We start from the raw sequence: 25863 nt of genomic DNA, 5'->3' as shown, positions 1-25863 counted from the left end.
TTTCAGAGCCGTACAAACCCCCGGGTACGCTCGCACACGTGCCCTCCATGAACGAACTCGTACGCCAGCACACCGCACTCGACGACACCGATCTCGAGTGGCTGCACCTGCTGGTCTCGGAGTGGCAGCTGCTCTCCGACCTCTCCTTCGCCGACCTGGTCCTGTGGGTCCCCACGAGCGACGGCACCCGGTACGTCTCGGTCGCCCAGATGCGGCCCAACACCGGCCCGACCTCGTACCAGGACGACATGGTGGGCCACCTGGTCCCGCGAGGCCGCCGTCCCATGCTGGACGCCGCCCTCGACGAGGGCCGCATCGTGCGTGAGGGCGACCCCGAGTGGCGCGAAGAGGTCCCCGTCCGGGTCGAGTCGATCCCCGTACGGCGGGAGGGACGCGTCCTCGGCGTCATCGCGCGCAACACCAACCTCCTCACCGTGCGCACCCCGAGCCGCCTGGAGCTCACCTATCTGCAGAGCGCCTCCGACCTCGCACAGATGATCGCGGCCGGCTCCTTCCCGTTCGCGAACCAGCAGCTCGACATGGACGCCTCGCCCCGCGTGGGCGACGGCCTGATCCGGCTCGACGCCGATGCCCTCGTCCAGTACGCCTCACCGAACGCCCTCTCCGCCTACCACCGTCTCGGCCTCGCCTCCGACCTCGTCGGCCAGCACCTGGGCAGGACCACCGCGGAACTCGCCCCGACCCGGGGCCCCGTGGACGAGGCGCTCGCCAAGGTGGCCAGCGGCTGGGCGCCGCGCGAGTTCGAGATCGAGGCCAGCGACGGGGTGATCCAGTTCCGCGCGATCCCCCTCAGCCCCAAGGGCACCCGTATCGGCTCGCTGGTCCTGCTCCGTGACGTCACCGAACTCCGCCGCCGCGAACGCGAGTTGATCACCAAGGACGCGACGATCCGGGAGATCCACCACCGGGTCAAGAACAACCTCCAGACGGTGGCGGCCCTGCTCCGCCTCCAAGCCCGGCGCATCGAGTCCGACCGCGGCCGCGAAGCACTCGAGGAAGCGGTGCGACGGGTCGGTTCGATTGCGATCGTGCACGAGACGCTCTCTCAGAATCTGGACGAGCGCGTCGAGTTCGACGACATCGCCGACCGTGTCCTGGCCATGGTCGCGGAGATCTCCCCGGGCAAGGTCACGGGCCGGCGCACCGGCCGCTTCGGCATCCTCGACGCCGAGGTCGCCACACCCTTGTCGATGGTGCTGACCGAGGTTCTGCAGAACGCCCTGGAGCACGGCTTCCGCGAGGGCGACACCGGCACGGTCGAGGTGTCGGCGATCCGCGGTGGCACGAGCAAGGAGGCCCGACTGCTGGTCACCGTCCAGGACGACGGCGTCGGACTGCCGGAGGGCTTCGATCCGCACACCGCGGGCAACCTCGGCCTGCAGATCGTACGGACCCTGGTGGAGGGCGAGTTGGGCGGCACCTTCGACATGGTCCCGGCCCCGGAGCGCGGGACCCGGGTGATCCTCGACATCCCGGTGCGCTCACAGAAGTAGGAAACGGCCGAGGCGCCGAAACGCCCTGAACAGCATTGAGCCCCGGGCCACTTGGTGGCCCGGGGCTCAAGCTCGTTGCTGCTTTGCTAAGCGCATCGGGGGAACTGCGCGCTGCGGCTCGGGGGCGGGAGATGCGTACTCGCTGTACGCGCCGCCAAGCTCAGGCTGTCAGCAGGGGTGGGTTGTCAGGCGGAGGCCTGACGGGCCCGGTTGCGGGCGGCGCGGCGCTTCATGGCACGGCGCTCGTCCTCGCTGAGACCACCCCAGACGCCGGAGTCCTGGCCGGACTCGAGCGCCCACTGCAGACACTGCTCCATCACCGGGCAGCGACGGCAGACGGCCTTGGCTTCCTCGATCTGCAGCAGCGCAGGACCGGTGTTGCCGATGGGGAAGAAGAGCTCGGGGTCTTCCTCGCGGCAAACGGCGTTGTGACGCCAGTCCATGGCTGCTACCTCTCCTTGGTATTACGTGCAGGGCTTGCTTGTGAATGTGAACGCTTTCACGAATCCCTCAACAAGTGAAGGGCCAACTGCCAGGTTCCCTGGCGTGGGTCCTGTGTTTTGAAGGGGGATTCTGGTGATCAGTGGAGGCCGGTGTTGCGGGCCGTCCCGATCGCCACGTAGAGACTCGCAAACCTCAGCGGCGGATACAACCCCTTCTGGAAAGTTTTTTTTGATTCTTCGGTGTCGACTAGGTCACAGCCGTACTTCCATGGGGTGGATCCTGGCCTAAACGTTCGAGTGAAAGGACTTTAGCCAGTTCTGCTCACACAATCACACGCAGTGCACGGCGTACGCCTGTGAACGTCACGCTCGTTCGCAGGCCCAGGTGGTCACCGTCCATCTGGAGGGGGAGCGGCACCTTGGAATGCAAGGTGAACTCGGTCAAGTCGTGCAGGGAAGTGGCGTGTTTGCCATGGGGTCCACGCTCGGGGGACGAAGTGAGCAACTGGGTCCCATACCGGGCAACAGCGGCGGTGGACAGACGGCTGAGACCGAAGAGATCGAGGCCGGTATCGAACGAGGCCTTAGGCGCCGCGTAGATCGGGCGATTCCCCAGAAACGTCCACGGGGAAGTGTTCGAGACTATGGACAGCACCAGATCGGTGACCGGATCCTCGCCGGCCCGCTCCAGCGTGATCATGCCGTGCCGGCGGTTGGTCTCACCGAGAAGCTGGCGCACGACCTGGCGTACGTAGAGAGCGTGTGTGGATTTCCGGCCCCGCTCGCGGTGCTGCTCCACACGACCCACCACACCGGCGTCGAAGCCGAGGCCCGCGTTGAAGGTGAACCAGCGGGCCGGCACCGTCTCGTCCTCCGTGCCGGGTGTACCCGAGGCCAGACCCAGGCCCACGGTGCGTTCGCTGCCGTCGCGCAGGGCGTCCAGCAGCGCGCCGGTGGCCTCCACCGCGTCATTGGGCAGGCCGAGGGCGCGGGCGAAGACATTGGTGGAGCCGCCCGGGACCACGGCGAGGCCGGGGAGATGCCCCGGGGCGGGGCCGGCATGCAGGAGGCCGTTGACCACTTCGTTGACCGTGCCGTCGCCGCCGAGGGCCACCACCAGGTCTATGTCCTCGCTGTCCGCCGCCTGCCGGCCCAGGTCGCGCGCGTGGCCGCGGTACTCGGTGGTGACCGCCTCCAGCTTCATCTCGCTGGCGAGCGCGTGGATCAGTACGTCGCGCGTGCGCGCACTGGTGGTGGTTGCCGCCGGATTGACCACGAGAAGTGCACGCATGACTGGCAGCGTACCTACTGGGGGGTACCGGGCCCAGACCGAGGTAGGGATCAGGTAAGAGACCAGGGGTGAACCTCGCCACGGGGGGCTCGTAGGGCGAGGGCTACTCTTCAGGGGTGAGCAGTGAGCAGACCCCCACCACCGAGGAAACCACCGGCCCCCGCCCCCGGCGCCTGACATACGCCGCGCTGCTGGCCGCGCTGGAGGGACTCGCGCTGGTCGTCGGCGGCGTCTGGATCCTCGTCCTCGGCCTCACGGGGCACCCGGACGACCGGCAGCAGGCGGTGACCGGAGGCGTCACGCTGGTCGTGCTCGCACTGCTGCCGCTGCTCGCGGCCCGTGGTCTGCTCGCCCTGCGCAGCTGGAGCCGCGGCCCGGCCGTCATCACGCAGCTCATCGCGCTGCCGGTGGCCTACAACCTGCTCCAGGCCGACAGCATGGCCATTCCGGCCGGGATCGCCCTCGCGGTCGTGGCCGTCACGGCGCTCGTCCTGCTGGTGAACCCCGAGACGACCCGGGCCCTGGGGATCCGCGGGCCCGGCAACCCCGGCAACGTGGAGAAGTAGCCGTCACTCCTCGACGAGGAGCTTCTCCCGCAGCTGCGCGAGCGTGCGCGCCAGCAGCCGCGAGACGTGCATCTGTGAGATGCCGACCTCCTGCGCGATCTGCGACTGGGTCATGTTGCCGAAGAACCGCAGCAGCAGGATCCGCTTCTCCCGCGGCGGCAGGTCCTCCAGCAGCGGCTTGAGGGACTCCCGGTACTCCACGCCCTCCAGCGCCTCGTCCTCCGCGCCGAGGGTGTCAGCGACCGCCGGGGACTCGTCGTCGGTGTCGGGGACGTCCAGGGACAGCGTGGAGTACGCGTTGGCGGACTCCAGGCCCTCCAGGACCTCCTCCTCCGAGATCGCCAGTTTCTCGGCGAGCTCGTGGACCGTGGGGGAGCGGCCGTGCAGCTGCGAGAGCTCGGCCGTCGCCGTGGTCAGCGCCAGGCGCAGCTCCTGCAGCCGGCGCGGCACGCGCACCGCCCAGCCCTTGTCGCGGAAGTGCCGCTTGATCTCGCCGACGACCGTCGGGGTCGCGTACGTCGAGAACTCCACGCCGCGATCCGGGTCGAAGCGGTCGACCGACTTGATCAGTCCGATGGTGGCGACCTGGGTGAGGTCGTCCAGCGGCTCGCCGCGGTTGCGGAAGCGGCGCGCGAGATGCTCGACGAGTGGCAGGTGCATGCGGACCAGCTGGTTGCGCAGTTCCGCGTACTCCGGACTGCCGTCTCCCAGGGTGCGCAGCTTGAGGAACATCTCGCGCGCCCCGCTGCGGTCCGGAGAGCCGTGGTGCGCACCCTGTGCGTGGTGCACCTTCGGCGCCTGATGCTCGGAGTCTCGCTCGTGCTCGCTCATCGTCCCGCCCGTCGCCCTTCCCCGAGCCCTCGCCTCCTCCGCCACTCTTGACTTCGCGTGAGTGGGAGGACCCCCTGGGACAGGGGATGCGGTGATCCCCCCGCCCGGAGGCGCGCTCCGCACGGCACCGCCCTGCTCCAGCGGCCCGCCGCCCGGGAGGACGGCTCCCGTGGAGTCGTCCTCAGGGTGCGGGCGGGCCTGCTCGGGGATGCCGTCGATGCCGTCCGCCATGCGCCGGGCCCCGCTCGGACCGCTCGTGCCCGTGCCCTCGGCCGGCAGCTCTCGTGTGCTGCGCTCTTCGTCCCGCACCGGCCCGTCCTCGCTCCTCACGCCGGCCCGGGTCCCGCGCCGCGCTGTTTGTAGAGGCTGATCGAAACGGTTTTGTCCTTGTCCACGGCAGAGGAGACCTTGCCCGCGAGGGCCGACAGGACGGTCCAGGCGAAGGTGTCCCGCGAGGGGGCATGGCCATCCGTGGTCGGTGCCGAGACAGTGACCTCGAGTGAGTCGTCGACGAGGCGGAATACACAACTGAGCACCGAGCCTGGCACGGCCTGCTGAAGCAGGATCGCGCAGGCCTCGTCCACCGCGATGCGCAGGTCCTCGATCTCGTCGAGGGTGAAGTCCAAACGGGCCGCGAGACCGGCCGTGGCCGTACGCAGCACCGACAGGTAGGCACCCGCGGCCGGCAGCCGGACTTCCACGAAGTCCTGGGTCGCGGGCTCGCCTGCGATCTGGGACACCCTCACCTCCATGGTGGTACAAGCGTTTCAGGGCCGAGGGTCGCCCCCCGGGATAACGCGATACGTGGTTCAGCGGTGACGCTATCGCGCTCTCGACGGTCCTGTCCCCGGGACCCCAACCCCTTGTCGTCACTCACAGTAAACCTGTGGATACGCTCCGTGTCTAGGGGTTGGGCGGGCCCAAATGGGAAGAGCGCGCGCCGGGTTGACGTACCCAGACGTCAGACGGTCGAACCGTCCGCCGCCGGGGCCTTGCCGAGTCACACCAGGACATGGTCGACGAAGCACCATCGCCAGGTCTCCCCGGGCTCGTGCGTCCGCATCACGGGATGGCCGGACTCCTTGTGGTGCCCCGCCGCGTGCCGCCCCGGCGAGGAGTCGCAGCAGCCGACGTGACCGCAGCTCAGGCACAGCCGTAGTTGTACCGGATCCATGCCTTCCGCCAGGCACTCCGGACACGTCTCGCTGAGCGGGCCGGGTTCGGGGTGCGGCAGCGCCTCGGCGTGCGTGCACTGTTTCATGATTGCCAGGTTACGACGGTCGAGCGGAAGACCGCGCGAAAAAAAGAGGGCGGGCGAGAACGATGGACGTGATGCCACTGCTGTTGCTGGTGGCGGGAAGTGCCGCGATCGCCGCGGCGGCGCGGCGCACCCCGGTGCCTGCGCCGCTGCTGCTGGTGGCGATCGGGCTGGTGGTCAGCTACGTCCCCGGGGTGCCCGACTACACGCTCGACCCGCACATCGTCCTGCCGCTCATCCTGCCCCCGCTGCTGCACACGGCGGCCACCGACAGCTCCTATCTCGACCTGCGGGCCCAGCTCAGGCCGGTCGCGATGCTGTCCGTCGGGTACGTGCTGTTCGCGACCTTCGTCGTCGGCTGGGCCCTGTACCTGCTCGTGCCCGACCTGCCGCTGACCGCGGCGCTGGTCTTCGGCGCGGTCGTCGCGCCGCCGGACGCCGTCGCGGCCACCGCGGTGGCGCGCCGGGTCGGGCTGCCGTCCCGGATCACCACGATCCTCCAGGGCGAGTCCCTGCTGAACGACGCCACCGCGATCACCGCCTACCGGGTGGCCCTGGCGGCCGCCGTCGGAGAGGGCGCCTCCTGGGCCGGGGGCATCGGCGAATTCCTGCTCGCGGCGGTCGGCGGTGTCGTGGTCGGGCTGGTGCTGATGGCGCCGATCCACTGGCTGCGCACGCACGTGAAGGAGGCGCTGCTGCAGAACACGCTCTCCCTGCTCATCCCGTTCGTCGCCTACGCCGTGGCCGAGCAGGTGCACGCCTCCGGTGTCCTCGCGGTCGTGGTCGTCGCGCTCTACCTGGGGCACCGCGCGTGGGAGGTCGACTTCGCCACGCGCCTCCAGGAGGAGGCGGTGTGGAAGATGGTGGGCTTCGTCCTGGAGTCGGTCGTGTTCGCGCTGATCGGACTGCAGCTGCCGGTGGTCCTGAGAGGTCTCGGACAGTACGAGGGCGCCGAAGCCGCCTGGTACGCGCTCGCCGTCTTCCTGGTGGTCGTCGTGAGCCGGTTCGTCTGGGTGTATCCGGCGACCTTCCTGCCGCGGCTGCTGTCGGCGCGGATCAGGGAGCGGGAGGAGAACCCGACATGGAAGGGTCCGTTCATCATCGCGTGGGCCGGCATGCGGGGTGTGGTCTCGCTGGCCATCGCCTTCTCCATCCCGCTGACCATGCACGACGGAGAGGAACCCTTCCCGCACCGCAACCTCATCCTCTTCCTGACCTTCACGACGGTCATCGGCACCCTGGTCGTGCAGGGCCTGACCCTGCCCCCGCTGATCCGTCTGCTCAAGGTCCCCGGGCGGGACCCCCAGGCAGAGACGCTTGCCGAGGCGAACGCCCAGGCGCAGGCCTCCCGGGCCGCCGAGCGGCGCCTGGACGAACTCCTCGCCGACGAGCGCAACGCCCTGCCCGCCCCGCTCGCAGACCGGCTGCGCATCGTCCTGGAGCGCCGCCGCAACGCCGTCTGGGAACGGCTCGGGCAGGCCAACCCCATCACCGGGGAGTCCGTCGACGACACCTACCGGCGGCTGTCGCGGGAGATGATCAGCGCCGAGCGCGAGGTGTTCGTCAGGCTCAGGGACGCCCGGTACATCGACGACGAGATGCTGCGGACCCTGCTGCGCAGGCTGGACCTGGAGGAGGCGGCGGCCTTCCGGGAGGCGGCGTAGCCGCGGGCCGGCACGGAGGCGACGCCGGGCGACAGTGTCAGAAGGCGCTGCCGGGTCACGGGAAGGGGCGGCCGGTGATGACGGCCGCCACCGTCGTCCCGCGCGGGAAGGCGCCTTCCTCGGCCAGGGCGACGAGGCCGTACAGCAGCTTGGCCACATACAGGCGTTCGACGGGCAGGCCGTGGCGGTCCTCGAAGTCCGCGGCGAAGGCGTCGAGCTCGTCGGGCACGCGCGCGTAGCCGCCGAAGTGGAAGCGGTCGTCCAAGGTCCAGGTGCCGCGGCGGCCGCCGAAGGCCTGCCGCTGCAAGGCCTCGGTCTCGGCGGTCAGAAAGCCGCCGTTGAGGACCGGCACGCCCAGGGCGCGCTGCCCGGGAGCGAGCCCGGCGGCCAGTCCCGCCAGCGTGCCGCCGGTGCCGCAGGCCACGGCCACGACATCGGCCCGGTCGCGCAGCTCGGCACCGAGCGCCCGGCAGCCGCGCACGGCCTCGGCGTTGCTGCCGCCCTCGGGGACGACACAGGCCCCCTCGGCATCGGCCGCGCGCAGGATCCCGGCCAGGGCCCGCGGCTCCGACTTTCGGCGGTACGTCGCCCTGTCGGTGAAGTGCAGCCGCATGCCGTCGGCCGCACACCGCGCGAGGGAGGGGTTGAGGGGGCGGCCGGCGAGTTCCTCGCCGCGTACGACACCGACCGTGGGGATGCCGAGCAGCCGGCCGGCCGCGGCCGTGGCGCGCAGATGGTTGGAGTAGGCGCCGCCGAAGGTGACGACGGGACGGCCGGCCGCCGCCGCGAGATTCGGTGCCAGCTTGCGCCACTTGTTGCCGATCAGCTCCGGGTGGATCAGGTCGTCCCGCTTCAGCAGCAGCCGGACGCCCCGGCGCTCGAACCGGCCGTCGACGACTTCCCCCACCGGCGAGGGCAGCCGGGGGCGCAGGGCCGCGAGCCCGGGCGGGTCGGGGGTGTCGGGGCTGGTCACCTCGTCATTGTCGCCCGGGGTGCGTGCGACCCGGCTTCCGGCCCGATCTGGCTGCCACTGCGACTGCCACTTTGGCTGCGGCTGCGGCCGCGGCGGCTTCGGCTGTATCGCACGAACTCGATGAGCGACGGTCCGCCCCGCAGACACCAGAGCGCGATCACCGGGTCGCAGACGGCGCAGCCCAGGGACGAGGTGTGGAGGAACGGGATGATCGGGTTGCCCTTGATGTGGTGGACGATGTCCCAGGCCGTGTGCAGCAGCCATCCGATGCCGATCCACGTCCACGACTCCAGGCCGCGGAAGGCGACGTAGGTGACCAGCGCGGTGAAGGGGAACTCCCAGCCGCCCATGCCGCCGCCGCTGAGATAGGCGGCACCGGCACCGGCGACCATCACCGCGTTCAGGCGCCGCCGGTGCGGTTCGCGGACCAGGGACATCACCAGGGCGTAGAGGATGCCGATGCCGATCGGCGCGATGTACTGCATCGATGGGGGCCGTTTCTGGAGCCGGGAAGGGAACGGCTCATCACGCTAGATCCGGCCCCGTCCGCTCCCCAGTGGCGCGAGCGACAGGTTTCCACGGGTTGTCGCCACCCGGTCCGGCCACGGAACCTTCGAATGCCGAAACGGGTCTCCTCTGCCCAGTGATACGAAGATCCATTCCCGCTCTTTCGGGTAATAGCACCGCGACGTTGAGTGAGGAAGGCTTGCCCGTGGACATCGATGCCCGAGTCATATGGGCGTTGGGCATAACCGGGAGGGCAGTTCTCTATGTCGGTAGGCGAAGAGGTCCGCACGGAGGAGACCAAGCCGCAGCAGAGTCTCGGCACGGCGGCCGCGCGGAACCTGGCCACCACGACCAAGTCCGTGCCGCAGATGCAGGAGATCAGCTCCCGCTGGCTGCTGCGGACGCTGCCTTGGGTGGACATCCAGGGTGGCACGTACCGGGTGAACCGGCGGCTGACCTTCGCCGTCGGCGACGGCCGGATGACGTTCGTGAAGACCGGCGACCGCGTCGAGATCATCCCCGCGGAGCTGGGCGAGCTGCCGGCACTGCGGTCGTACGAGGACGAGGAGGTGCTCTCCGAGATCGCCCGCCGCTGTGAGCAGCGGGAGATCCAGGCGGGCGAGGTGATCGCGTCGTTCGGCAGTCAGTCCGACGAGGTGTATCTGCTGGCGCACGGCAGGGTGGAGAAGATCGGCACGGGCCCCTACGGGGACGACGAGTCCCTCGGAGTCCTCGCCGACGGTGCCTACTTCGGCGACGAGTCCCTGCTGAACGAGGACGCGATCTGGGAGTACACGGCCCGCGCGCTCACCGCCTGCACCGTTCTCGTGCTGCCCCGCCAGGAGTTCGAACAGATCGCGGAGCGCTCGGACTCGCTGCGCGAGCACCTCCAGCAGCGGCGCGCGATCCCCGAGCAGCGCTCCAACAAGTACGGCGAGAAGGAGATCGACCTCTCCTCCGGCCACTCCGGCGAGCCGGACATCCCGCACACGTTCGTCGACTACGAGGCCAGGCCCCGTGAGTACGAACTGAGCGTCGCCCAGACCGTGCTGCGCATGCACACGCGCGTTGCCGACCTCTACAACCAGCCCATGAACCAGACCGAGCAGCAGATCCGGCTGACGGTCGAGGCGCTGAAGGAGCGCCAGGAGCACGAGCTCGTCAACAACCGCGACTTCGGGCTCCTGCACAACTGCGAGTACGAGCAGCGGATCCAGCCGCACGACGGGGTGCCCGGCCCGGACGACATGGACGAGCTGCTCAGCCGGCGCCGCGGCACCAAGCTGCTCCTCGCCCACCCGCGTGCCATCGCCGCGTTCGGCCGTGAGCTCAACAAGCGCGGGCTGGTGCCCGAGACCATCGACGTCGGCGGCAACCGCATCCCCACCTGGCGTGGTGTGCCGATCTACCCGTGCAACAAGATCCCGGTGACCGAGGCCCGTACGACGTCGATCATCGCGATGCGTACCGGCGAGGCCGACCAGGGTGTCATCGGCCTGCGGGCCTCCGGCATCCCGGACGAGATCGAGCCGAGCCTGTCGGTGCGCTTCATGGGCATCAACGAACAGGCCATCATCAAGTACCTGGTCACGGCCTACTACTCGGCCGCGGTCCTGGTACCGGACGCGCTCGGAGTCCTGGAGAACGTCGAGATCGGCCGCTGGCGGTGACGCTTCCGGTACGTCAGCCGTGTCCCCGCCCGCCCGGGCGGGTACACCCTCGGGGTACGCGCCCAGCGGCAGCGGAAGCGCCACCGTCCGCACACACTCCGAGGCGGTCCCATGGGTGAGTCCCTCACGGAGTTCAGGACGGAGACGCCGCTGCCCGCCCCTGGTGAGCAGCGAGCCGCCCTCGGCGTGCAGCGAGGTGCCGAGCCCGGGCGTGCGGCCGGGGTGCCGGAAAGGCGGGGGTCCATCGGGACACAGCGGGACGGCCGGCCCGGACCGGCCGAGGGGCACGAGGCGGTCATGCTCCTGGACCGGGCCCGGGCGGAGGTCGACCCGGTGCTGCGGGCCGCGCTCGACTCGTTGCCCGGGCCGATGCGCAGGATCGCGCTCTACCACTTCGGCTGGGAGGAGGCGGACGGCACCCCGGCCGAGGGCGGCTCGGGCAAGGCGATCCGCCCCGCGCTCGTCCTCGCCGCGGCATCCGCTCTCGGGGGGCCCGAGGCCCGGGCGGGGGCGGTCCGGGCGGCCGCGGCAGTGGAGCTGGTCCACAACTTCACGTTGCTGCACGACGACGTGATGGACCGGGACACCACCCGCCGGCACCGGCCCACCGCGTGGACGGTGTTCGGAGACGCCGACGCGATCCTCGGCGGGGACGCCCTGCAGGCGCTGGCCCTGCGGCTGCTCGCGACGGATCCGCACCCGGCGGCCCGGGCCGCCGCGGTCCGGCTCGCGGACTGCGTGGTCGAACTGTGCGCGGGCCAGCACGCGGACACGGCCATGGAGCGGTGCGACCCCGGCGACGTCACCCTCGAGGAGGTGCTCGCCATGGCGGAGGCCAAGACGGGCGCACTGCTGGGGAGTGCCTGTGCGATCGGGGGCCTGTACGCGGGTGCCGGGGACGGGGACGTGGCGGCGCTGGACGCGTTCGGCCGGGAGGCCGGGCTCGCCTTCCAGCTCATCGACGACGTCATCGGCATATGGGGCGACCCGCACCGCACCGGCAAACCCGTCGGCGCGGACCTGGCCGCCCGCAAGAAGTCCCTGCCGGTCGTCGCGGCCTTCACGTCCGGCACGCCGGCGGCCGCCGAGCTCGCCGACCTGTACGCACGACCTCGCGAGAAGGAGGACCTGGACCACATCGCCCTGACCGTGGAGCGCGCGGGCGGCCGTGACTGGGCGCAGGGCCAGGCGGCCGACCGGATGGCGCGGGCGATGCAGCAACTGGCGCGTGCGGTGCCGGATCCGGAGGCGGCGGGCGGCCTGCTGGCCCTCGCCGAGTTCGTGACACGGCGCAGCAGTTGAGGCTCGGCAACGGTTGACGCTCGGCAGCAGTTGATGTTCGGCGGCAGTTGATGTTCGGCCGTGGTTGATGTTCGGCCGTGGTTCACGGCCGGCAGCGGTCGGCCATCGGCAGGGCCGGCGGTACCGGCCAGGCCGGCGGTACCGGCAGGGCCGGCGGTACCGGCAGGGCCGGGCGGCATCGGCACGGACCGGCGGCCCTCGGCAAGGATGACGGCCTGGCAGCCTCGGCAAGGGGTGGCGGTCCGGCGGCCGTCGGCAAGGCATGCAGGCCGGCGGCGGCCGACGGCACTCGACGGCAGGGTCGTCGACGGCCGGCAGCACAGCACGAACCTTCGGGCGACCGGAGGCAGGACCCCGGAGTGTCGGGGCCGTGCGGCTCCTGACCCCGCGCGGCTTCCGGACTCCGGTCGGCGGGTCCCGCACTGCCCCACCGTGTGCGGGGCCCGCCCCTTTCACGCATCATGCGATCGAGTTTGGACAGTCGTTCGACTCAATTCCGCCAAGCTCCCGCCCCACTTGCTCCGGACGACCCTCAACCCCCCTACGATCAACGCCCGTCGGGACGAGCGAAGGGGCGGGGCATGGGCGTGGCGATCCGTACGGCCGGCGAGGCGGACCGGGAGTCGGTCGTCCGGCTGCTGGACGAGGCGTTCCAGGACGACCCGGTGAGCGGCTGGGTCTTTCCCGGTGCGGAGGACCGCCGTGAACATCACCCCGGGCTCATGGCCGCCTTCACCGACATCGTGCTCGCGGCCGGACGTATCGACGTCACCGAGGACGGCTCGGCCTGTGCGCTGTGGCTGTCCATACCGGCCGACGACCATGACGGTGACTCCGCGGACGACGACTCCGAGGACGACGGTCCGGCCCAGGTGCGGGAGGCCGTCGACCCGGACAACGAGCGCATCGAGCTGATCGGCCGGCTGACGGCCGCGGTCCACCCCTCGGGGCGGGCCCATGAGTACCTGTGGATGATCGGCGTCGCCCCCGGCCGACAGGGCGAGGGGCTCGGCACGGCGCTCATCGAGTCGGTCCTCGACCGTTGCGACCGCGAGGGGCTGTCCGCCTATCTGGAGGCCAGCAACGCCCGTAGCCGCAAACTGTACGAGCGTCTCGGCTTCGAGGTCGCCGGTCCCGTCCTCGACCTCCCGGACGGCCCGGCCATGTGGCCGATGTGGCGCGAGCCGCGTACGCGCACGGGCGCCTAGACAACCCCGCCGCGGTCCTGGCAGTACGCCCTCCAGGACGCCCCGCAGGGTCGGACGCGCCAGGAGCAGCCCGAGCATGGCCAGATGCAGAAAGGCGCGCTGGTGCGCTCGTACAGCAGGAAGCGCTGAGCCCCCGACCGTCCTACTCTGAGGACATGGGCAGTGACGAACACGTCTGTCCGTCCTGCGGACAGCCAGTGGAAACAGTCGTCCGGCGCCACAAGACGCTGGGCACGTGGGTGCCCCTGTGGGTGGCGGGCCCCTGCCACAACCCCGAGTGCGGGGCCTACGACGCGGAGGGCGCCGAGAGCGGCCCCGCGGTCGAGGACAGGCGGCCTGCCGGGAAGACCCGGCCCGACGCGGACCCGCGGCCGGCCGAAGGCACCGCCTCACCTGCGACGACCTCGGCCGAAACGGCTCCCGGAGAAACCGTCTCGGAAAACTCCTGAGCCCGTGTCGAGAATCCCGGCCCGGCTCCGACGTTCCCTGTGAGAGCCGCCCGGCAGGGTGGTGAGAGCCGAAGGAGCGGACTGATGAAGTACCTGGTCATGGTGCAGGGCACACAGGCGGACTACGAGGCCATGCGCGGCAAGGCGTCAGCGGACTCGCCCGCCTGGAACGAGGACGAGCTGCAGGCCATGTTCGCCTACATGGGAGCCATCAACGACGATCTCTCCGAGACCGGCGAGTTCGTCGACGGGCAGGGCCTGGCCGAGCCGGCACAGACCCGGCATGTCACCCTCGGTGACGACGGCAAGGCGGTGATCACCGACGGCCCGTACAGCGAGACCAAGGAGCTGCTGGCCGGCTACTGGGTCCTGGAGTGCGAGAGCCTGGAGCGGGTCACGGAGATCGCCGACCGCATCTCCCGCTGCCCCCAGCCGGCCGGTGCCCCCGACTACCCGGTCGTGATCCGCCCGATCATGGACGGCAGCGGGGACATCTGACGAGCCGGCCCGTGCGAAGCCGACGGACCCGCCGGTGAGGAACACACCCGAGATCGAGGACCTGCTGCGCCGGAACGCGCCGCAGGTCCTCGGCGCGCTGGTCAGACGGTACGGGCACTTCGACGCGGCCGAGGACGCGGTGCAGGAGGCGCTGCTCGCCGCGGCCGGGCAGTGGCCCTCGGCGGGCGTGCCGGGCAATCCGCGCGGCTGGCTGATCAAGGTGGCCTCGCGGCGGCTGACCGACGCCCTGCGCAGCGAGGAGGCTCGGCGGCAGCGCGAGGAGCGGGCGGCGGCGCTCACGCCCCGCGACGCCTTCACCGCCCCGCCGCCGGGGGAGCGGGCTCCCCGCGAGGACGACACCCTCTCGCTGCTCTTCCTGTGCTGCCATCCGGACCTCACGCCGCCCGCACAGATCGCGCTGACGCTGCGCGCCGTCGGCGGGCTGACCACGGCGGAGATCGCCCGCGCGTATCTGGTTCCGGAGGCGACGATGGCGCAGCGCATCAGCCGGGCCAAGCAGAAGGTGCGGGGCGTGCGCTTCGGCCGCCCGGACCGCTGGGAGCAGCGGCTGCCGTCCGTTCTGCAGACCCTCTACCTGATCTTCAACGAGGGCTACACCGCCACCTCCGGCACCGCCCTGCAACGCCCCGACCTGGCGGGCGAGGCCGTACGGCTGACCCGTACGGTCCATCGGCTGCTGCCCGACGACGGCGAGGTGGCCGGGCTGCTCGCGCTGATGCTGCTCACCGACGCCCGCCGTGATGCGCGCAGCGGACCGCGCGGGGAGCTCATCCCCCTCGACGAGCAGGACCGCGACCGCTGGGACAAGGCCGCCATCGAGGAGGGCGTCGCGCTGGTGACCCGGGCCCTGTCCCGGGGCAGGCCCGGGCCGTACCCCCTGCGTGCCGCGATCGCGGCCGTACACGACGAGGCGCCTTCGCCCGAGGCGACGGACTGGACCGAGATCCTGGGTCTGTACGACGTCCTGGTCGGCCTGGTCCCAGGCCCGGTCGAACGCCTCAACCGCGCGGTCGCCGTCGCCATGGTCCACGGCCCACGCGCCGGCCTGACCGAACTGGACTCTCTGTCAGGCGAGTTGAAAGGCCACCGCCTGGACGCGGTACGTGGCCACCTCCTCGAGCGCGCGGGCGAGCCCGAAGCCGCCCGGACCGCCTACGAGTCGGCGGCCGCCCAGACCCTCAGCCTGCCCGAGCAGCGCTATCTCCAGGCGCGGGCGGCGCGGTTGAGGGACTAGTTCACCCCGCCGATCCTCATGGACGCGAACGCGGCGCGGCTCGCCACGGCCACCTGCGTGAACCTTGACCAGCCTTTGCCTCGCCGTTCCCCGTGTATTGGTCTGCGCTTGTTTGCATTCAGGAATGGACCACATCACGTTCCTCGTGGCGGTCGTCATCGTCACGGCGCTCGCCTTCGACTTCACCAACGGATTCCACGACACGGCGAACGCGATGGCCACGTCCATCGCCACCGGCGCGCTGGCTCCTCGTACGGCGGTCCTGATCAGCGGTGTCCTCAACGTCGTCGGTGCCTTTCTCTCCACCGAGGTGGCCAAGACCATCTCGGGCGGCATCGTGGACGACACACTCGTCAGCCCGGGGATGATCTTCGCGGGGCTGGTCGGGGCCATCCTGTGGAACCTGCTGACCTGGCTCGTCGGACTGCCATCGAGTTCCTCGCACGCCCTGTTCGGCGGACTGATCGGGGCCGTGTGGGTCGGTGCGGGCAGCCACGGCGTCAACTTCGACAAGGTCCTCGAGAAGGTACTCGTCCCGGCGGTGGCCTCGCCGATCGTGGCCGGTGTCGCCGCGCTGCTCGCCACCTACCTCGCCTACCGGCTCACCGACCGCGCCCGCAAGGACTCCGTCACCAAGGGCTTCCGGATCGGCCAGATCGCCTCCGCCTCCCTGGTCTCCCTCGCACACGGCACGAACGACGCGCAGAAGACCATGGGCGTCATCACCCTCACCCTGATCTCCGCCGGGGCGCTCGGCCACGACGCCGGCCCGCCCCTGTGGGTCATCGCCTCCGCGGGCCTCGCCATCGGCCTCGGCACCTATCTCGGCGGCTGGCGCATCATCCGCACGATGGGCAAGGGCCTCACCGAGATCCAGTCGCCACAGGGCTTCGCCGCCGAGACCGCCTCCACCACCGTCATCCTCACCTCCGCCCACCTCGGCTTCGCCCTGTCCACCACTCAGGTCGCCTCGGGCAGCATCCTCGGCGCGGGGCTCGGCCGCAGGCTCGCGGAGGTCCGCTGGGGCGTCGCGGGCCGGATGGCGCTCGCCTGGATGATCACCCTGCCCGCCGCCGCACTGGTCGGCGGTCTGGCCGCGAGCGTCGTCCAGAACGGCGGCGACCTCGGTACGGCGGTCGTCGCGCTGGTCGGCGCGGCCCTGGCCGCGGGCATCGTGGCCGTCTCGCGCCGCAACCCGGTGCACGCGCACAACGTCAACGACGCGCACGAGGTCAGCATCCGCACCGAGCCGCCCGCCAAGGTCGGCACGGCAGCCTGAACGACGGGGAGTCGACATGCATCTGGACTGGACCGCACTCGGCCAGGTCGGCGCGGTGAGCGTCGGCGTCACCGTCGCCGTGGTCGTCGTGTTCGCCTTCGGCGTCCTCGGCCTCGCCCGGCTGGAGGGCGCCCGCGAACACCCGGGCGGCACCTCCGCCCTCGGCCTCACCCAGGCCGCCCTGTGCTTCCTCGCCTGCGCGGCCGTGGTGGCGTACGGGATCTATCTGATCGTGCCTCAGTTCCACTGATCACGACTTACGACGAAGGGGCCCGGCCGGGAACCCCTCGCCTGGGCCCCTTGGCCCCTCGTGAGTGCTCGGCTGCAGCGGCCGGGTGCCATCCTCCGGCGGGCCGTTGCCGCAGGTGCGGGGCAACAGCCCTTCACCCGGTCGGGTGGTGTGTGGTGAACGTGCGGTGGGCGCTCGTACACCTGTGTAGCTTCGCTGATCGTGAAGCTGGTGGTGCAGGTCAGGCTGCTGCCGACGCCGATGCAGGCGGCGGCATTGGAAGCGACGCTGCGTGCCTGCAACGAAGCGGCGACCTGGGCGAGCGAGGTCGCGTTCGAGAAGGGTGTGCAGCGGAACTTCGCCCTGCGCGAGCACACCTACGCACAGATCAAGAGGCGCTGGGGGCTCGGGGCGCAGGCTGCCCAGCACGTGATCAAGAAGACGTGCGACGCGTACGCCACGCTGAAGGCGAACCTGCGGGTCGGGAATCTGGGCAGGCCAGGTTCGAAGCGCTACCGCAGGGCCGTGCAGAAGCCGCTCGTTTTCCGGCCGCAGAGTGCGCAGCCGTATGACGACCGGATGTTGTCCTGGCAGATCCCCGAGCGGAGGGTGTCGATCTGGACAACGGCTGGGCGGATCAAGGATGTGGAGTTCACCGAGTCTGCGGAGCAGCTGGCCACCCTGGCCCTGTACCGCAAGGGCGAGTCGGATCTGATGTGCCGGGACGGCATGTGGTTTCTGAACGCCATCTGTGAGGTGCCCCAGGCGCCGCCGAACACTGATCCGGTGGACTTCCTGGGTATCGACCTGGGCATCGTGAACATCGCCACCACCTCCGACGGCCAGATCATGGCCGGACGCCAGATCAACCGGGTCCGGGTTCGTCAGCGAGCGCTGCGCAGCAAGCTGCAGAAGAAGAGCACGCCGTCCGCGAAACGCCGGCTGAAGAAGCGGCGCCGTAAGGAGGCGCGGCGGGCGCGCGACATCAACCACAAGATCGCTAAGCATGTGGTGGCCGAGGCAGAACGCACCGGTCGCGGGATCGCCCTGGAAGAATTGACGGGCATCCGCGAGCGGGTACGGCTTCGAAAGCCCCAACGGGCCACCCACTCCAGCTGGGGTTTCGCCCAGCTGGGGCAGTTCATCGCCTACAAGGCCCGCAGGGCCGGTGTGCCGGTGGTGTATGTCGATCCGGCGTACACCTCGCGTACCTGCGCCGAGTGCGGCCATATCGACAGGGCGAACCGGGTGTCGCAGGCCAGGTTCGCGTGCCGGACCTGCGGATTCGTTGATCACGCGGACCGGAACAGCTCCCGCAACATCCGCGCCCGCGCGTGGGAGTTGTGGCGACGCGGGGCCCCGTCAACGGCCCCTGCCCCACCATCGCGCCAGCGGGGCGGGGCTGTTTGGGCCATCCGGGAGTACAACGCCGTGGAGGGGCGTGCCGCCAAGACCGGTAGGAGATCGGGCGTTACGAGCGCGAGGTGCGTACCCCGGTTCCGTGAACCGCACGTACCTGGCGCAGGTGTTCGGCGTTGATGTGGCGATGCTCGACCGGGCTGCCGCGGCGCGGTGTCGCCAGCCGACTTCGCCCGGTTCACCGCACAACGCAACGCCGACGAGTTCGTCGTGCGTCTGCCGTTGTCACGTTGCGGAGCTACGCCCACATGTGGCCGCACGAAGAAAGCCGCACCCGGGCCGTCATGGACGCCGTGCTCGGCGCCCTGCGGACCGGGTGCGGACTCGGAGACACTGCAACCAAAGTAATCGCAGGTCAGAGGGCATGATCCAAGATCAAGCCTTCTTGGTCTCCCAGAAGATCTTGTCGATCTGGGCGATGTAGTCCAGAGCCTTCTGACCGGTCGCCGGGTCGGTCGAGCCCTTGGCGGCCGAGAGGGCCTTGAGGGCGTCGTTGACCAGCTGGTGCAGCTCCGGGTACTTCTCGAAGTGCGGCGGCTTGAAGTAGTCGCTCCAGAGCACCGAGACGTGGTGCTTCGCGAGCTCGGCGCGCTGCTCCTTGATGACGGTGGCGCGCGCCTGGAAGTGCGGGTCGTCGTTGCCGGCCATCTTCTCCTGGACAGCCTTGACCGACTCCGCCTCGATGCGGGCCTGGGCAGGGTCGTACACACCACAGGGCAGGTCGCAGTGCGCACTGACCTTGACCTTGGGGGCAAACAGGCGGGAAAGCATGGAGCATTCCTTCCTCGTGATCGTCTTCTCACAGGGGACATTACTCCGTGGGGGACTGGTTTTCGCGGGTGCCCCCATGGGCTTAGGACAAAAGTCCGGGGTGAGACTGAGACTGGTGGAGGAAGAACCGGGGAGGTGCCGGGTGATGCCGGAGCTGTCGCAGGAGTCCGAGCGGGGGAGGTCGGCCGCGCCCTTCGGCGTCGCCGAGGTGACCGGGCCGTCCATGGTGCCCACGCTGCACCACGGGGACCAGCTCCTCGTGCACTACGGGGCCCGGGTCAAGCCCGGTGACGTCGTCGTGCTGCGGCATCCCTTCCAGCAGGACCTGCTCGTCGTGAAGCGGGTCGCCCAGCGGCGCGAGAGCGGCTGGTGGGTCCTCGGGGACAACGCGTACGCCGGTGGTGACAGCACGGACTACGGCGTGGTGCCGGACGACTTGGTGCTGGGGCGGGTCCGGTTCCGTTACCGGCCGCGCGGGACCGGGCGTTCGCCGTGGGCGCTGCTGGGCTGGGTGCTGTCGGCTGCCAGGCCGGTGTTCTCCGACAGATCGGCCTCGCGGCGCTTGCGGGCCCGGTAGGCCGCCACATTGGCGCGGGTCGCGCAGCGGTCGGAGCAGTAGCGCCGGGAGCGGTTCGTGGAGGTGTCCAGGTAGGCGTTGCGGCAGGGCGCGGCCTCGCACAGGCCGAGCCGGTCCACGCCGTACTCGGTCAGGTGGAACGCCAGGCCCATCGCCGCGATCGCCGCGTAGCCCGCGGTGGCGTTGGACGGGTGGTCCGCCAGATGCATGTGCCACAGGGGGCGGCCGTCGTCGTCGCGGAAGTCGTGCCCGGAGATCTGCGGGCTCACCGGGAACTCCAGCAGCAGTGAGTTCAGCAGATCGACGGCCAGGGTCTCGTCGCCCGCGTCGGCCGCCTCGAAGACCGCGCGCAGCCGGGCCCGGATCGATCGGAACCGCGTCACGTCCGAGTCGGTGGCGCGGCGGGCCGCCGACTGGCTGGCGCCGAACAGGTCGCGGACGGCCTCGACCGATGTCAGCGTGTCCTTCCCCCGGACCGGTTCCTCGGTGTTGACGAGGCGCACGGCATAGTCCGAGTAATAGGCCAGTTCCACTTGTAGTCCTTACGGAGGGGCTTTATTGTCGTGAGCGCGGACTTGTAACAGCTGATGGTGCTTCCAGGGTATTACGAGGGAGGGGCTCGATGACGGACGCCGACACCACTACGGCCACCGCCGACTGGCGTGCCTGGCAGGAGAGCTGGGACCGGCAGCAGGAGTGGTACCTGCCCGACCGCGAGGAGCGGTTCGGGATCATGCTCGACATGGTCGAGGCCCTGGTGGGCACCGCCCCGCGCGTGCTCGACCTCGCCTGCGGCACGGGCAGCATCACGGCCCGGCTGCTCGCCAGGTTCCCCGAGGCCAGCAGCACCGGCGTCGACCTCGACCCGGCGCTCCTCGCCATCGCCGAGGGCACCTTCGCGGGCGACGACCGGGTCGGCCTCGTCACCGCCGACCTCAAGGACCCCGACTGGCCGGCGCGGCTGCCGTACGACTCGTACGACGCCGTCCTGACCGCGACGGCCCTGCACTGGCTGCACCGGGAACCCCTCGCGGACCTCTACGGCCAGGTCGCGGGACTCGTCCGCGACGGCGGTGTCTTCATGAACGCGGATCACATGATCGACGAGTCGACGCCCCGGATCAACGCGGCGGAGCGGGCACAGCGGCACGCCCGTATGGATCAGGCCAAGCGGGACGGCATCCTCGACTGGTCCGAATGGTGGCAGCTCGCCGCCAAGGACCCGGTCCTGGCGGAGCCCACCGCCCGGCGCTACGAGATCTACGGTGAACACGCCGACGGCGACATGCCCTCGGGGGCGTGGCACGCGCGCGTGCTGCGGGAGAAGGGATTCGGGGAGGCCAGGCCGGTGTGGTGCTCGCCCTCGGACACCCTGCTGCTCGCCCTGAAGTGACCGGGCGCGGACGAGCGAAGGGGGCGGTACGGAGATCCGTACCGCCCCCTCGGTGTCCGTACCCTCAGAGCACCTTGGACAGGAACGACTTCGTCCGCTCGTGCTGCGGGTTCGTCAGCACCTCGCGCGGGTGACCGGATTCGACCACCACACCGCCGTCCATGAAGACCAGGCTGTCGCCCACCTCGCGGGCGAAGCCCATCTCGTGGGTGACGACGATCATCGTCATGCCGGACTCGGCGAGGTCGCGCATGACGTCCAGGACGTCACCGACCAGCTCCGGGTCGAGGGCCGAGGTCGGCTCGTCGAACAGCATCAGCTTCGGGTCCATGGCGAGGGCCCGGGCGATGGCGACGCGCTGCTGCTGGCCGCCGGAGAGCTGCGAGGGGTAGTTGCCCGCCTTGTCGGCCAGGCCCACCCGGTCCAGGAGCTCGTGGGCGCGCGTACGGGCCTGGCTCCTGCTCACGCCCTTGACCTGGACGGGCGCCTCCATGACATTCTCGACGGCCGTCATGTGCGGGAACAGGTTGAAGCGCTGGAAGACCATGCCGATGTCCCGGCGCTTGACCGCGACCTCGCTGTCCTTCAGCTCGTAGAGCTTGTCGCCCTTCTGGCGGTAGCCGACCAGCTCACCGTCCACGTACAGGCGGCCGGCGTTGATCTTCTCCAGGTGGTTGATGCACCTGAGGAAGGTCGACTTGCCGGAGCCGGAGGGGCCGATGAGGCAGAACACCTCGCCCTGCTTCACCTCCAGGTCGATGCCCTTGAGGACCTCTACGGGGCCGAAGGACTTGTGGACGCCCTCGGCCTTGACCATGGCGGTCATGCGGTGCCTCCCTTCGGCTTGGAGCGGCTGGAGAGGGACAGCACGTTCGCCTTGATCTTCTGGAACGGGGTGGCCGGGAGGGACCGGCTCGAACCACGCGCGTAGTACCGCTCCAGGTAGTACTGGCCCACGCTGAAGACGGAGGTCAGCAGCAGGTACCAGGCCGCCGCCAGGAACAGCATCTCGGCGGGGGCGCCGGAGGTCTGGCCGATGTCCTGGGCGGCGCGGAGCAGCTCGGGATACTGGACGACCGAGACCAGCGAGGTCGTCTTCAGCATGTTGATGACCTCGTTGCCCGTCGGCGGCACGATCACGCGCATCGCCTGCGGGATGACGATCCGGCGCAGCGTCTTCGTGTGGCTCATGCCCAGCGCGTGCGACGCCTCCGTCTGGCCCTCGTCGACCGAGAGCAGACCGGCACGGCAGATCTCCGCCATGTAGGCCGCCTCATTGAGGCCGAGGCCCAGCAGAGCCGTCAGGAACGGGGTCATGAAGTCCGACCACTCGTCCTTGTAGAACGGCCCGAGGTTGATGTACTCGAAGACCAGGCCCAGGTTGAACCAGACGATCAGTTGGACCAGGACCGGGGTGCCGCGGAAGAACCAGATGTAGAACCACGCGATCGACGAGGTCACCGGGTTCTTCGACAGGCGCATCACGGCCAGCAGGACGCCGCCGATGATGCCGATCGCCATGGACAGGACGGTCAGCAGGAGCGTTTTGCCCACGCCGTCCAGGATGCGGTCGTCGAAGAAGTAGTCCGGGATCGCATCCCAGTTGATCTTGCCCTGGGAGAACGCGTAGACGATGCCGCCCAGCAGGGCGAGAGCGACGACGGCCGAGATGTACCGCCCGTAGTGCCGGACCGGGATGGCCTTGATGGCCTCCGGTCCGGCCGGGGGCGTGTCGGCCGGCGTCTTGTCGATGTCAACAGTCACGGGTGTTGCCTTTCAGTGCCGCTGCGTCGCGGTCACTTGCCGCCGTTGATCGTGGCTTCGTCGATGGCGCCGTCGGTGACGCCCCACTTCTTCATGATCTTCTCGTACTCGCCGTTCTTGATGACGGCGTCCAGCGCGGCCTTGAGGGCGTCGCGCAGCTCCGTCTGGTTCTTGGCGACCGCGATGCCGTACGGAGCGGCCTCGACCTGCTCGCCGACCAGCTGGAAGTCCTTGCCGCCGCCGGAGGTCTTCACCGCGTACGCGGCGACCGGGAAGTCGGACGAACCGGCGGCCGCGCCGCCCGCGCGCAGCCGGGTCTGGGCCTGCTGGTCGTTGTCGAAGGGCTCGATGGCGATCTTCTTGCCGGCCGGGCACTTCTTCGACTCCGCCTTGGCGAGGTCCTCGGAGACCGTGCCGCGCTGCAGCACGATCTTCTTGCCGCACAGGTCGGACCAGGTCTTGATGCCCTGGTCGTCGCCCTTCTTGGTGTAGATCGAGACACCGGCGGTGAAGTAGTCGACGAAGTCGACGCCCTCACCGACCTTCTTGCCGGTGTCGGAGTCGATGCCCTCCTGGCGGTCCTTGGTGTCGGTCATCGCGGACATGGCGATGTCGTACCGCTTGGAGCGCAGACCGGTGATCAGCGTGTCGAAGGTGCCGTTCTCGAACTGGAAGTCGACCCCGAGCTGCTTGCCCATGGCGGCGGCGAGGTCCGGGTCGATGCCGACCGTCTTGCCCGAGTCGTCCTTGAACTCGACGGGGGCGTAGGCGATGTCGGAACCGACCTTGATGACGCCCTTGTCGCGGATGGCCTGGGGCAGCTTGTCGGCGAGCGGGGCCGAGGCCGCCGTGTCGCTCGAGCCGTTGTCCTTGGTCTGGTCACCGCATCCGGTGAGCATCAGCGCGCCTGCGACCGCGATCGCACCGACCGCTGCTAGCCGGGAGTGCGCGGCGGTCGTACGACGGGTGGAGCTTGCGGTCATGGTGGGTTCCTCCGGCGGATGGGTGGAGTTGCCGATGGGGCCGGCGACTGCCGGTGCGGCAGCGCCATGGGGTCGACGAGAGCACACGCCTTCGAGTGTCGCGACCTCGTGTGATTACGGCATCTTGCCATTCGGACTGCGCGATTCTGGGGGCCAGCCATGTCAAAATCGGATAACGGGCGATCCCCGAACCGCATCACCCAGGTACATCACGGCTGGACCTTCTATAGGAATCGGTGCTTCCGGCCGGAAGATCTTCGGCGTAACCAGGGATTTCAGCATGGGGCCCGCGAACTTCGCGGATGCTTGAGCGGTTGTCGCTGCTTTGTCCAGGGGTTGTACCGAAATTGGACGAAGCGTCGGGGTGCCCTCATGTGACCTTCGCGTTATGGACTCGTCGTCGGCGTCGTCCGTCCGGTAAGAAGGGTGTTTACACCCCTCATCCGGGGCTCAGGGCGCGTGTGCGGCGCGCCCGTCGCGTACGCGCCCGTACGTATCACGTACAGAGCACGACCACGGCGGTACGCGGTCCCGCCCACCCCTCACCAGGAGTGGCCACCCTCAGACCAATGAAGATTTAAGGGGTAAAACGAAGTGGCAGCGGAGATCGTCAATCCTCGCAGCGAGAGCAAGACCGGCGATACGGGTCACGAGGGCGGTGCGGAGCCCCTCGACTCCTTCGACCCGGCGTTCGCATTGCATCGCGGCGGCAAAATGGCCGTGCAGGCCACGGTGCCGGTCCGTGACAAGGACGACCTGTCCCTGGCGTACACGCCCGGCGTCGCGAAGGTGTGCAGCGCGATCGCGGAGCAGCCGGATCTCGTCCACGATTACACGTGGAAGTCGTCGGTCGTCGCCGTCGTGACGGACGGTACGGCCGTGCTGGGGCTCGGTGACATCGGGCCCGAGGCCTCCCTCCCGGTGATGGAGGGCAAGGCGATCCTGTTCAAGCAGTTCGGGGGCGTGGACGCGGTTCCGATCGCGCTGAACTGCACGGACGTCGACGAGATCGTCGAGACGGTGGTGCGGCTCGCGCCGTCGTTCGGCGGGGTCAATCTGGAGGACATCTCGGCGCCCCGGTGCTTCGAGATCGAGCGGAAGCTGCAGGAGCGGCTGGACATCCCGGTCTTCCACGACGACCAGCACGGTACGGCGGTGGTGACGCTGGCGGCCCTGCGGAACGCCGCGCGGCTGAGCGGGCGGTCGCTGGGGGAGCTGCGGGCCGTCATCTCCGGTGCGGGGGCGGCCGGTGTCGCCATCGCGCGGATGCTGGTCGAGGCCGGGATCGGGGATGTCGCGGTCGCCGACCGCAAGGGTGTCGTGTCGGCGGACCGGGACGACCTCACGGCGGTGAAGCAGGAGCTGGCCGGGTTCACGAACAAGGCGGGGATCAGCGGGCCGCTGGAGGCCGCGCTGGCCGGGGCCGATGTGTTCATCGGGGTGTCCGGCGGGACCGTGCCGGAGGCTGCGGTTTCCTCCATGGCCGAGGGCGCGTTCGTGTTCGCCATGGCGAACCCGAATCCTGAGGTGCACCCGGAGGTCGCGCACAAGTACGCGTCTGTCGTGGCGACCGGTCGGTCGGACTTCCCGAACCAGATCAACAACGTGCTGGCGTTTCCGGGGATCTTCGCGGGGGCGCTGCAGGTGCGGGCCTCCCGGATCACCGAGGGGATGAAGCTGGCGGCGGCCGAGGCGCTGGCGTCCGTGGTCGGGGACGACCTCGCTGCCGACTACGTCATTCCGTCGCCGTTCGACGAGCGGGTCGCGCCGGCGGTGACGGCGGCTGTGGCCGCGGCCGCGCGGGCCGAGGGTGTGGCCCGGCGGTGACGCTGCCGTGAGGTGACCCCGTCCTGGTGTGGGCGGGGTCATTTCTTTTGCTGGGGGTGGCGGGTGCGGCTGTTTGGGTGGGGCCGGGTGCCTGCGGCGGCCTGTGGGGCTTTGGTGGGGGTGCGCGTAGCGCCATCTCGCCGGGTGGTGGGTCGGGGCCGCGCCGGGGGGTGTCCGTCCTCGGAACGTCGC

The 25863-nt window shown here is 70.0% G+C and carries 27 protein-coding genes; 15 read left to right on the top strand and 12 right to left on the bottom strand.

All coding sequences use genetic code 11. The annotated features are described in order from the left end of the window. Positions 1–47 precede the first annotated feature (47 nt). Positions 48–1514, top strand: a complete 1467-nt coding sequence (locus ACWIF2_RS13335) for a sensor histidine kinase (RefSeq protein WP_454360382.1) — start codon at positions 48–50, stop codon at positions 1512–1514. Between the two features lie 185 nt (positions 1515–1699). Here the strand turns inward: ACWIF2_RS13335 and ACWIF2_RS13330 are convergent, their stop codons facing one another. Continuing rightward, positions 1700–1957 (bottom strand): WhiB family transcriptional regulator, encoded by a 258-nt coding sequence (locus tag ACWIF2_RS13330; protein ID WP_016639615.1) that lies wholly within the window; start codon positions 1955–1957, stop codon positions 1700–1702. Positions 1958–2279: 322 nt separating this feature from the next. Beyond that, a complete protein-coding gene (locus ACWIF2_RS13325) occupies positions 2280–3248 on the bottom strand; it encodes a diacylglycerol/lipid kinase family protein (protein WP_215118593.1) in 969 nt (322 codons plus the stop codon). A gap of 116 nt (positions 3249–3364) precedes the next feature. Between ACWIF2_RS13325 and ACWIF2_RS13320 the strand changes: the two genes are divergently transcribed. Further along, a complete protein-coding gene (locus ACWIF2_RS13320; protein ID WP_454360306.1) occupies positions 3365–3814 on the top strand; it encodes a hypothetical protein in 450 nt (149 codons plus the stop codon). 3 nt (positions 3815–3817) lie between these two features. On the opposite strand, the gene ACWIF2_RS13315 is transcribed toward ACWIF2_RS13320, so the two are convergent. The 3 genes from ACWIF2_RS13315 to ACWIF2_RS13305 all read right to left on the bottom strand — a co-directional run bounded on the left by ACWIF2_RS13315 (position 3818) and on the right by ACWIF2_RS13305 (position 5906). Then, a complete protein-coding gene (locus ACWIF2_RS13315; RefSeq protein ID WP_454360304.1) occupies positions 3818–4954 on the bottom strand; it encodes an RNA polymerase sigma factor SigF in 1137 nt (378 codons plus the stop codon). A gap of 17 nt (positions 4955–4971) precedes the next feature. Further along, the gene (locus ACWIF2_RS13310) at positions 4972–5385 is read right to left on the bottom strand and encodes an ATP-binding protein (RefSeq protein ID WP_003992877.1); all 414 of its coding nucleotides are present in this window, start codon (positions 5383–5385) and stop codon (positions 4972–4974) included. Positions 5386–5645: 260 nt separating this feature from the next. Continuing rightward, positions 5646–5906 carry a UBP-type zinc finger domain-containing protein gene (locus ACWIF2_RS13305; protein WP_454360303.1) on the bottom strand — a complete coding sequence of 87 codons (261 nt, stop codon included), beginning with the start codon at positions 5904–5906 and terminating at the stop codon, positions 5646–5648. 62 nt (positions 5907–5968) lie between these two features. On the opposite strand from ACWIF2_RS13305, the gene ACWIF2_RS13300 reads away from it, so the two are divergent. Further along, positions 5969–7567 (top strand): Na+/H+ antiporter, encoded by a 1599-nt coding sequence (locus ACWIF2_RS13300; protein ID WP_454360301.1) that lies wholly within the window; start codon positions 5969–5971, stop codon positions 7565–7567. A 55-nt stretch (positions 7568–7622) separates the two neighbouring features. Here ACWIF2_RS13300 and ACWIF2_RS13295 read toward each other — a convergent pair whose 3' ends face one another. Both ACWIF2_RS13295 and ACWIF2_RS13290 read right to left on the bottom strand, forming a co-directional pair. Further along, entirely contained in the window at positions 7623–8540 is a 918-nt protein-coding gene (locus ACWIF2_RS13295; protein ID WP_454360299.1) for a 1-aminocyclopropane-1-carboxylate deaminase/D-cysteine desulfhydrase, read from the bottom strand. Further along, the gene (locus tag ACWIF2_RS13290) at positions 8537–9025 is read right to left on the bottom strand and encodes a DUF6010 family protein (protein ID WP_454360298.1); all 489 of its coding nucleotides are present in this window, start codon (positions 9023–9025) and stop codon (positions 8537–8539) included. The genes ACWIF2_RS13295 and ACWIF2_RS13290 overlap by 4 nt, the downstream gene beginning before the upstream one ends. A gap of 285 nt (positions 9026–9310) precedes the next feature. Between ACWIF2_RS13290 and ACWIF2_RS13285 the strand changes: the two genes are divergently transcribed. From ACWIF2_RS13285 to ACWIF2_RS13245, 9 genes are all read left to right on the top strand, one after another. Continuing rightward, positions 9311–10717 carry a family 2B encapsulin nanocompartment shell protein gene (locus ACWIF2_RS13285; protein ID WP_454360296.1) on the top strand — a complete coding sequence of 469 codons (1407 nt, stop codon included), beginning with the start codon at positions 9311–9313 and terminating at the stop codon, positions 10715–10717. Between the two features lie 111 nt (positions 10718–10828). Then, complete coding sequence (locus tag ACWIF2_RS13280) at positions 10829–12019, top strand: family 2 encapsulin nanocompartment cargo protein polyprenyl transferase (RefSeq protein ID WP_454360295.1); 1191 nt, start codon at positions 10829–10831, stop codon at positions 12017–12019. A gap of 581 nt (positions 12020–12600) precedes the next feature. Beyond that, a complete protein-coding gene (locus ACWIF2_RS13275; protein WP_454360293.1) occupies positions 12601–13227 on the top strand; it encodes a GNAT family N-acetyltransferase in 627 nt (208 codons plus the stop codon). 155 nt (positions 13228–13382) lie between these two features. Continuing rightward, the gene (locus ACWIF2_RS13270) at positions 13383–13676 is read left to right on the top strand and encodes a hypothetical protein (RefSeq protein WP_454360291.1); all 294 of its coding nucleotides are present in this window, start codon (positions 13383–13385) and stop codon (positions 13674–13676) included. 84 nt (positions 13677–13760) lie between these two features. Then, complete coding sequence (locus ACWIF2_RS13265; protein WP_376385860.1) at positions 13761–14174, top strand: YciI family protein; 414 nt, start codon at positions 13761–13763, stop codon at positions 14172–14174. A gap of 34 nt (positions 14175–14208) precedes the next feature. Continuing rightward, positions 14209–15429: an RNA polymerase sigma factor gene (locus ACWIF2_RS13260; protein WP_454360289.1), complete on the top strand. Its 1221-nt coding sequence runs from the start codon at positions 14209–14211 to the stop codon at positions 15427–15429. A gap of 124 nt (positions 15430–15553) precedes the next feature. Continuing rightward, positions 15554–16708: an anion permease gene (locus tag ACWIF2_RS13255; RefSeq protein ID WP_454360287.1), complete on the top strand. Its 1155-nt coding sequence runs from the start codon at positions 15554–15556 to the stop codon at positions 16706–16708. A 16-nt stretch (positions 16709–16724) separates the two neighbouring features. Beyond that, a complete protein-coding gene (locus ACWIF2_RS13250; RefSeq protein ID WP_454360286.1) occupies positions 16725–16958 on the top strand; it encodes a hypothetical protein in 234 nt (77 codons plus the stop codon). A gap of 201 nt (positions 16959–17159) precedes the next feature. Next, positions 17160–18476 (top strand): RNA-guided endonuclease InsQ/TnpB family protein, encoded by a 1317-nt coding sequence (locus ACWIF2_RS13245; RefSeq protein ID WP_454360284.1) that lies wholly within the window; start codon positions 17160–17162, stop codon positions 18474–18476. A 255-nt stretch (positions 18477–18731) separates the two neighbouring features. Here the strand turns inward: ACWIF2_RS13245 and sodN are convergent, their stop codons facing one another. Beyond that, on the bottom strand, positions 18732–19127 hold the full coding sequence (gene sodN / locus ACWIF2_RS13240) for a superoxide dismutase, Ni (protein WP_030928916.1): 396 nt from the start codon (positions 19125–19127) through the stop codon (positions 18732–18734). Between the two features lie 145 nt (positions 19128–19272). Between sodN and sodX the strand changes: the two genes are divergently transcribed. After that, positions 19273–19704: a nickel-type superoxide dismutase maturation protease gene (sodX, locus tag ACWIF2_RS13235; RefSeq protein WP_454360282.1), complete on the top strand. Its 432-nt coding sequence runs from the start codon at positions 19273–19275 to the stop codon at positions 19702–19704. Here sodX and ACWIF2_RS13230 read toward each other — a convergent pair. Then, positions 19590–20237: a CGNR zinc finger domain-containing protein gene (locus tag ACWIF2_RS13230; protein ID WP_454360280.1), complete on the bottom strand. Its 648-nt coding sequence runs from the start codon at positions 20235–20237 to the stop codon at positions 19590–19592. The two genes, sodX and ACWIF2_RS13230, sit on opposite strands and share 115 nt — an antisense overlap. 89 nt (positions 20238–20326) lie before the next feature. Between ACWIF2_RS13230 and ACWIF2_RS13225 the strand changes: the two genes are divergently transcribed. Beyond that, on the top strand, positions 20327–21097 hold the full coding sequence (locus ACWIF2_RS13225) for a class I SAM-dependent methyltransferase (protein ID WP_454360278.1): 771 nt from the start codon (positions 20327–20329) through the stop codon (positions 21095–21097). A gap of 64 nt (positions 21098–21161) precedes the next feature. On the opposite strand, the gene ACWIF2_RS13220 is transcribed toward ACWIF2_RS13225, so the two are convergent. Genes ACWIF2_RS13220 through ACWIF2_RS13210 form a run of 3 tightly spaced genes read right to left on the bottom strand, consistent with a single transcriptional unit; the run spans position 21162 to position 23844 of the window. Then, positions 21162–21923, bottom strand: a complete 762-nt coding sequence (locus ACWIF2_RS13220; RefSeq protein ID WP_454360276.1) for an amino acid ABC transporter ATP-binding protein — start codon at positions 21921–21923, stop codon at positions 21162–21164. Beyond that, on the bottom strand, positions 21920–22861 hold the full coding sequence (locus ACWIF2_RS13215) for an amino acid ABC transporter permease (protein ID WP_454360274.1): 942 nt from the start codon (positions 22859–22861) through the stop codon (positions 21920–21922). Before ACWIF2_RS13215 ends, ACWIF2_RS13220 begins: the two co-directional genes overlap by 4 nt. Positions 22862–22893: 32 nt before the next feature. Further along, the gene (locus ACWIF2_RS13210) at positions 22894–23844 is read right to left on the bottom strand and encodes an ABC transporter substrate-binding protein (protein WP_454360272.1); all 951 of its coding nucleotides are present in this window, start codon (positions 23842–23844) and stop codon (positions 22894–22896) included. Positions 23845–24438: 594 nt separating this feature from the next. Here ACWIF2_RS13210 and ACWIF2_RS13205 point away from each other — a divergent pair. Further along, entirely contained in the window at positions 24439–25671 is a 1233-nt protein-coding gene (locus ACWIF2_RS13205; protein WP_454360270.1) for an NAD(P)-dependent malic enzyme, read from the top strand. Positions 25672–25863 lie beyond the last annotated feature (192 nt).

It is taken from the genome of Streptomyces sp. NPDC055506 (assembly GCF_053643595.1).
The sequence above is the reverse complement of the archived record's forward strand: the minus strand, read 5'-3'. Positions and strand labels throughout refer to the sequence as shown.

Excerpts from the sequence above, each read along its gene's own strand:
- ACWIF2_RS13335 (WP_454360382.1), top strand. The coding sequence starts at position 48 with ATGAACGAACTCGTACGCCAGCACACCGCACTCGACGACACCGATCTC.
- ACWIF2_RS13330 (WP_016639615.1), bottom strand. The coding sequence starts at position 1,957 with ATGGACTGGCGTCACAACGCCGTTTGCCGCGAGGAAGACCCCGAGCTC.
- ACWIF2_RS13325 (WP_215118593.1), bottom strand. The coding sequence starts at position 3,248 with ATGCGTGCACTTCTCGTGGTCAATCCGGCGGCAACCACCACCAGTGCG.
- ACWIF2_RS13305 (WP_454360303.1), bottom strand. The coding sequence starts at position 5,906 with ATGAAACAGTGCACGCACGCCGAGGCGCTGCCGCACCCCGAACCCGGC.
- ACWIF2_RS13300 (WP_454360301.1), top strand. The coding sequence starts at position 5,969 with ATGGACGTGATGCCACTGCTGTTGCTGGTGGCGGGAAGTGCCGCGATC.
- ACWIF2_RS13290 (WP_454360298.1), bottom strand. The coding sequence starts at position 9,025 with ATGCAGTACATCGCGCCGATCGGCATCGGCATCCTCTACGCCCTGGTG.
- ACWIF2_RS13285 (WP_454360296.1), top strand. The coding sequence starts at position 9,311 with ATGTCGGTAGGCGAAGAGGTCCGCACGGAGGAGACCAAGCCGCAGCAG.
- ACWIF2_RS13280 (WP_454360295.1), top strand. The coding sequence starts at position 10,829 with ATGGGTGAGTCCCTCACGGAGTTCAGGACGGAGACGCCGCTGCCCGCC.
- ACWIF2_RS13275 (WP_454360293.1), top strand. The coding sequence starts at position 12,601 with ATGGGCGTGGCGATCCGTACGGCCGGCGAGGCGGACCGGGAGTCGGTC.
- ACWIF2_RS13270 (WP_454360291.1), top strand. The coding sequence starts at position 13,383 with ATGGGCAGTGACGAACACGTCTGTCCGTCCTGCGGACAGCCAGTGGAA.
- ACWIF2_RS13265 (WP_376385860.1), top strand. The coding sequence starts at position 13,761 with ATGAAGTACCTGGTCATGGTGCAGGGCACACAGGCGGACTACGAGGCC.
- ACWIF2_RS13255 (WP_454360287.1), top strand. The coding sequence starts at position 15,554 with ATGGACCACATCACGTTCCTCGTGGCGGTCGTCATCGTCACGGCGCTC.
- ACWIF2_RS13250 (WP_454360286.1), top strand. The coding sequence starts at position 16,725 with ATGCATCTGGACTGGACCGCACTCGGCCAGGTCGGCGCGGTGAGCGTC.
- sodN (WP_030928916.1), bottom strand. The coding sequence starts at position 19,127 with ATGCTTTCCCGCCTGTTTGCCCCCAAGGTCAAGGTCAGTGCGCACTGC.
- sodX (WP_454360282.1), top strand. The coding sequence starts at position 19,273 with ATGCCGGAGCTGTCGCAGGAGTCCGAGCGGGGGAGGTCGGCCGCGCCC.
- ACWIF2_RS13225 (WP_454360278.1), top strand. The coding sequence starts at position 20,327 with ATGACGGACGCCGACACCACTACGGCCACCGCCGACTGGCGTGCCTGG.
- ACWIF2_RS13220 (WP_454360276.1), bottom strand. The coding sequence starts at position 21,923 with ATGACCGCCATGGTCAAGGCCGAGGGCGTCCACAAGTCCTTCGGCCCC.
- ACWIF2_RS13210 (WP_454360272.1), bottom strand. The coding sequence starts at position 23,844 with ATGACCGCAAGCTCCACCCGTCGTACGACCGCCGCGCACTCCCGGCTA.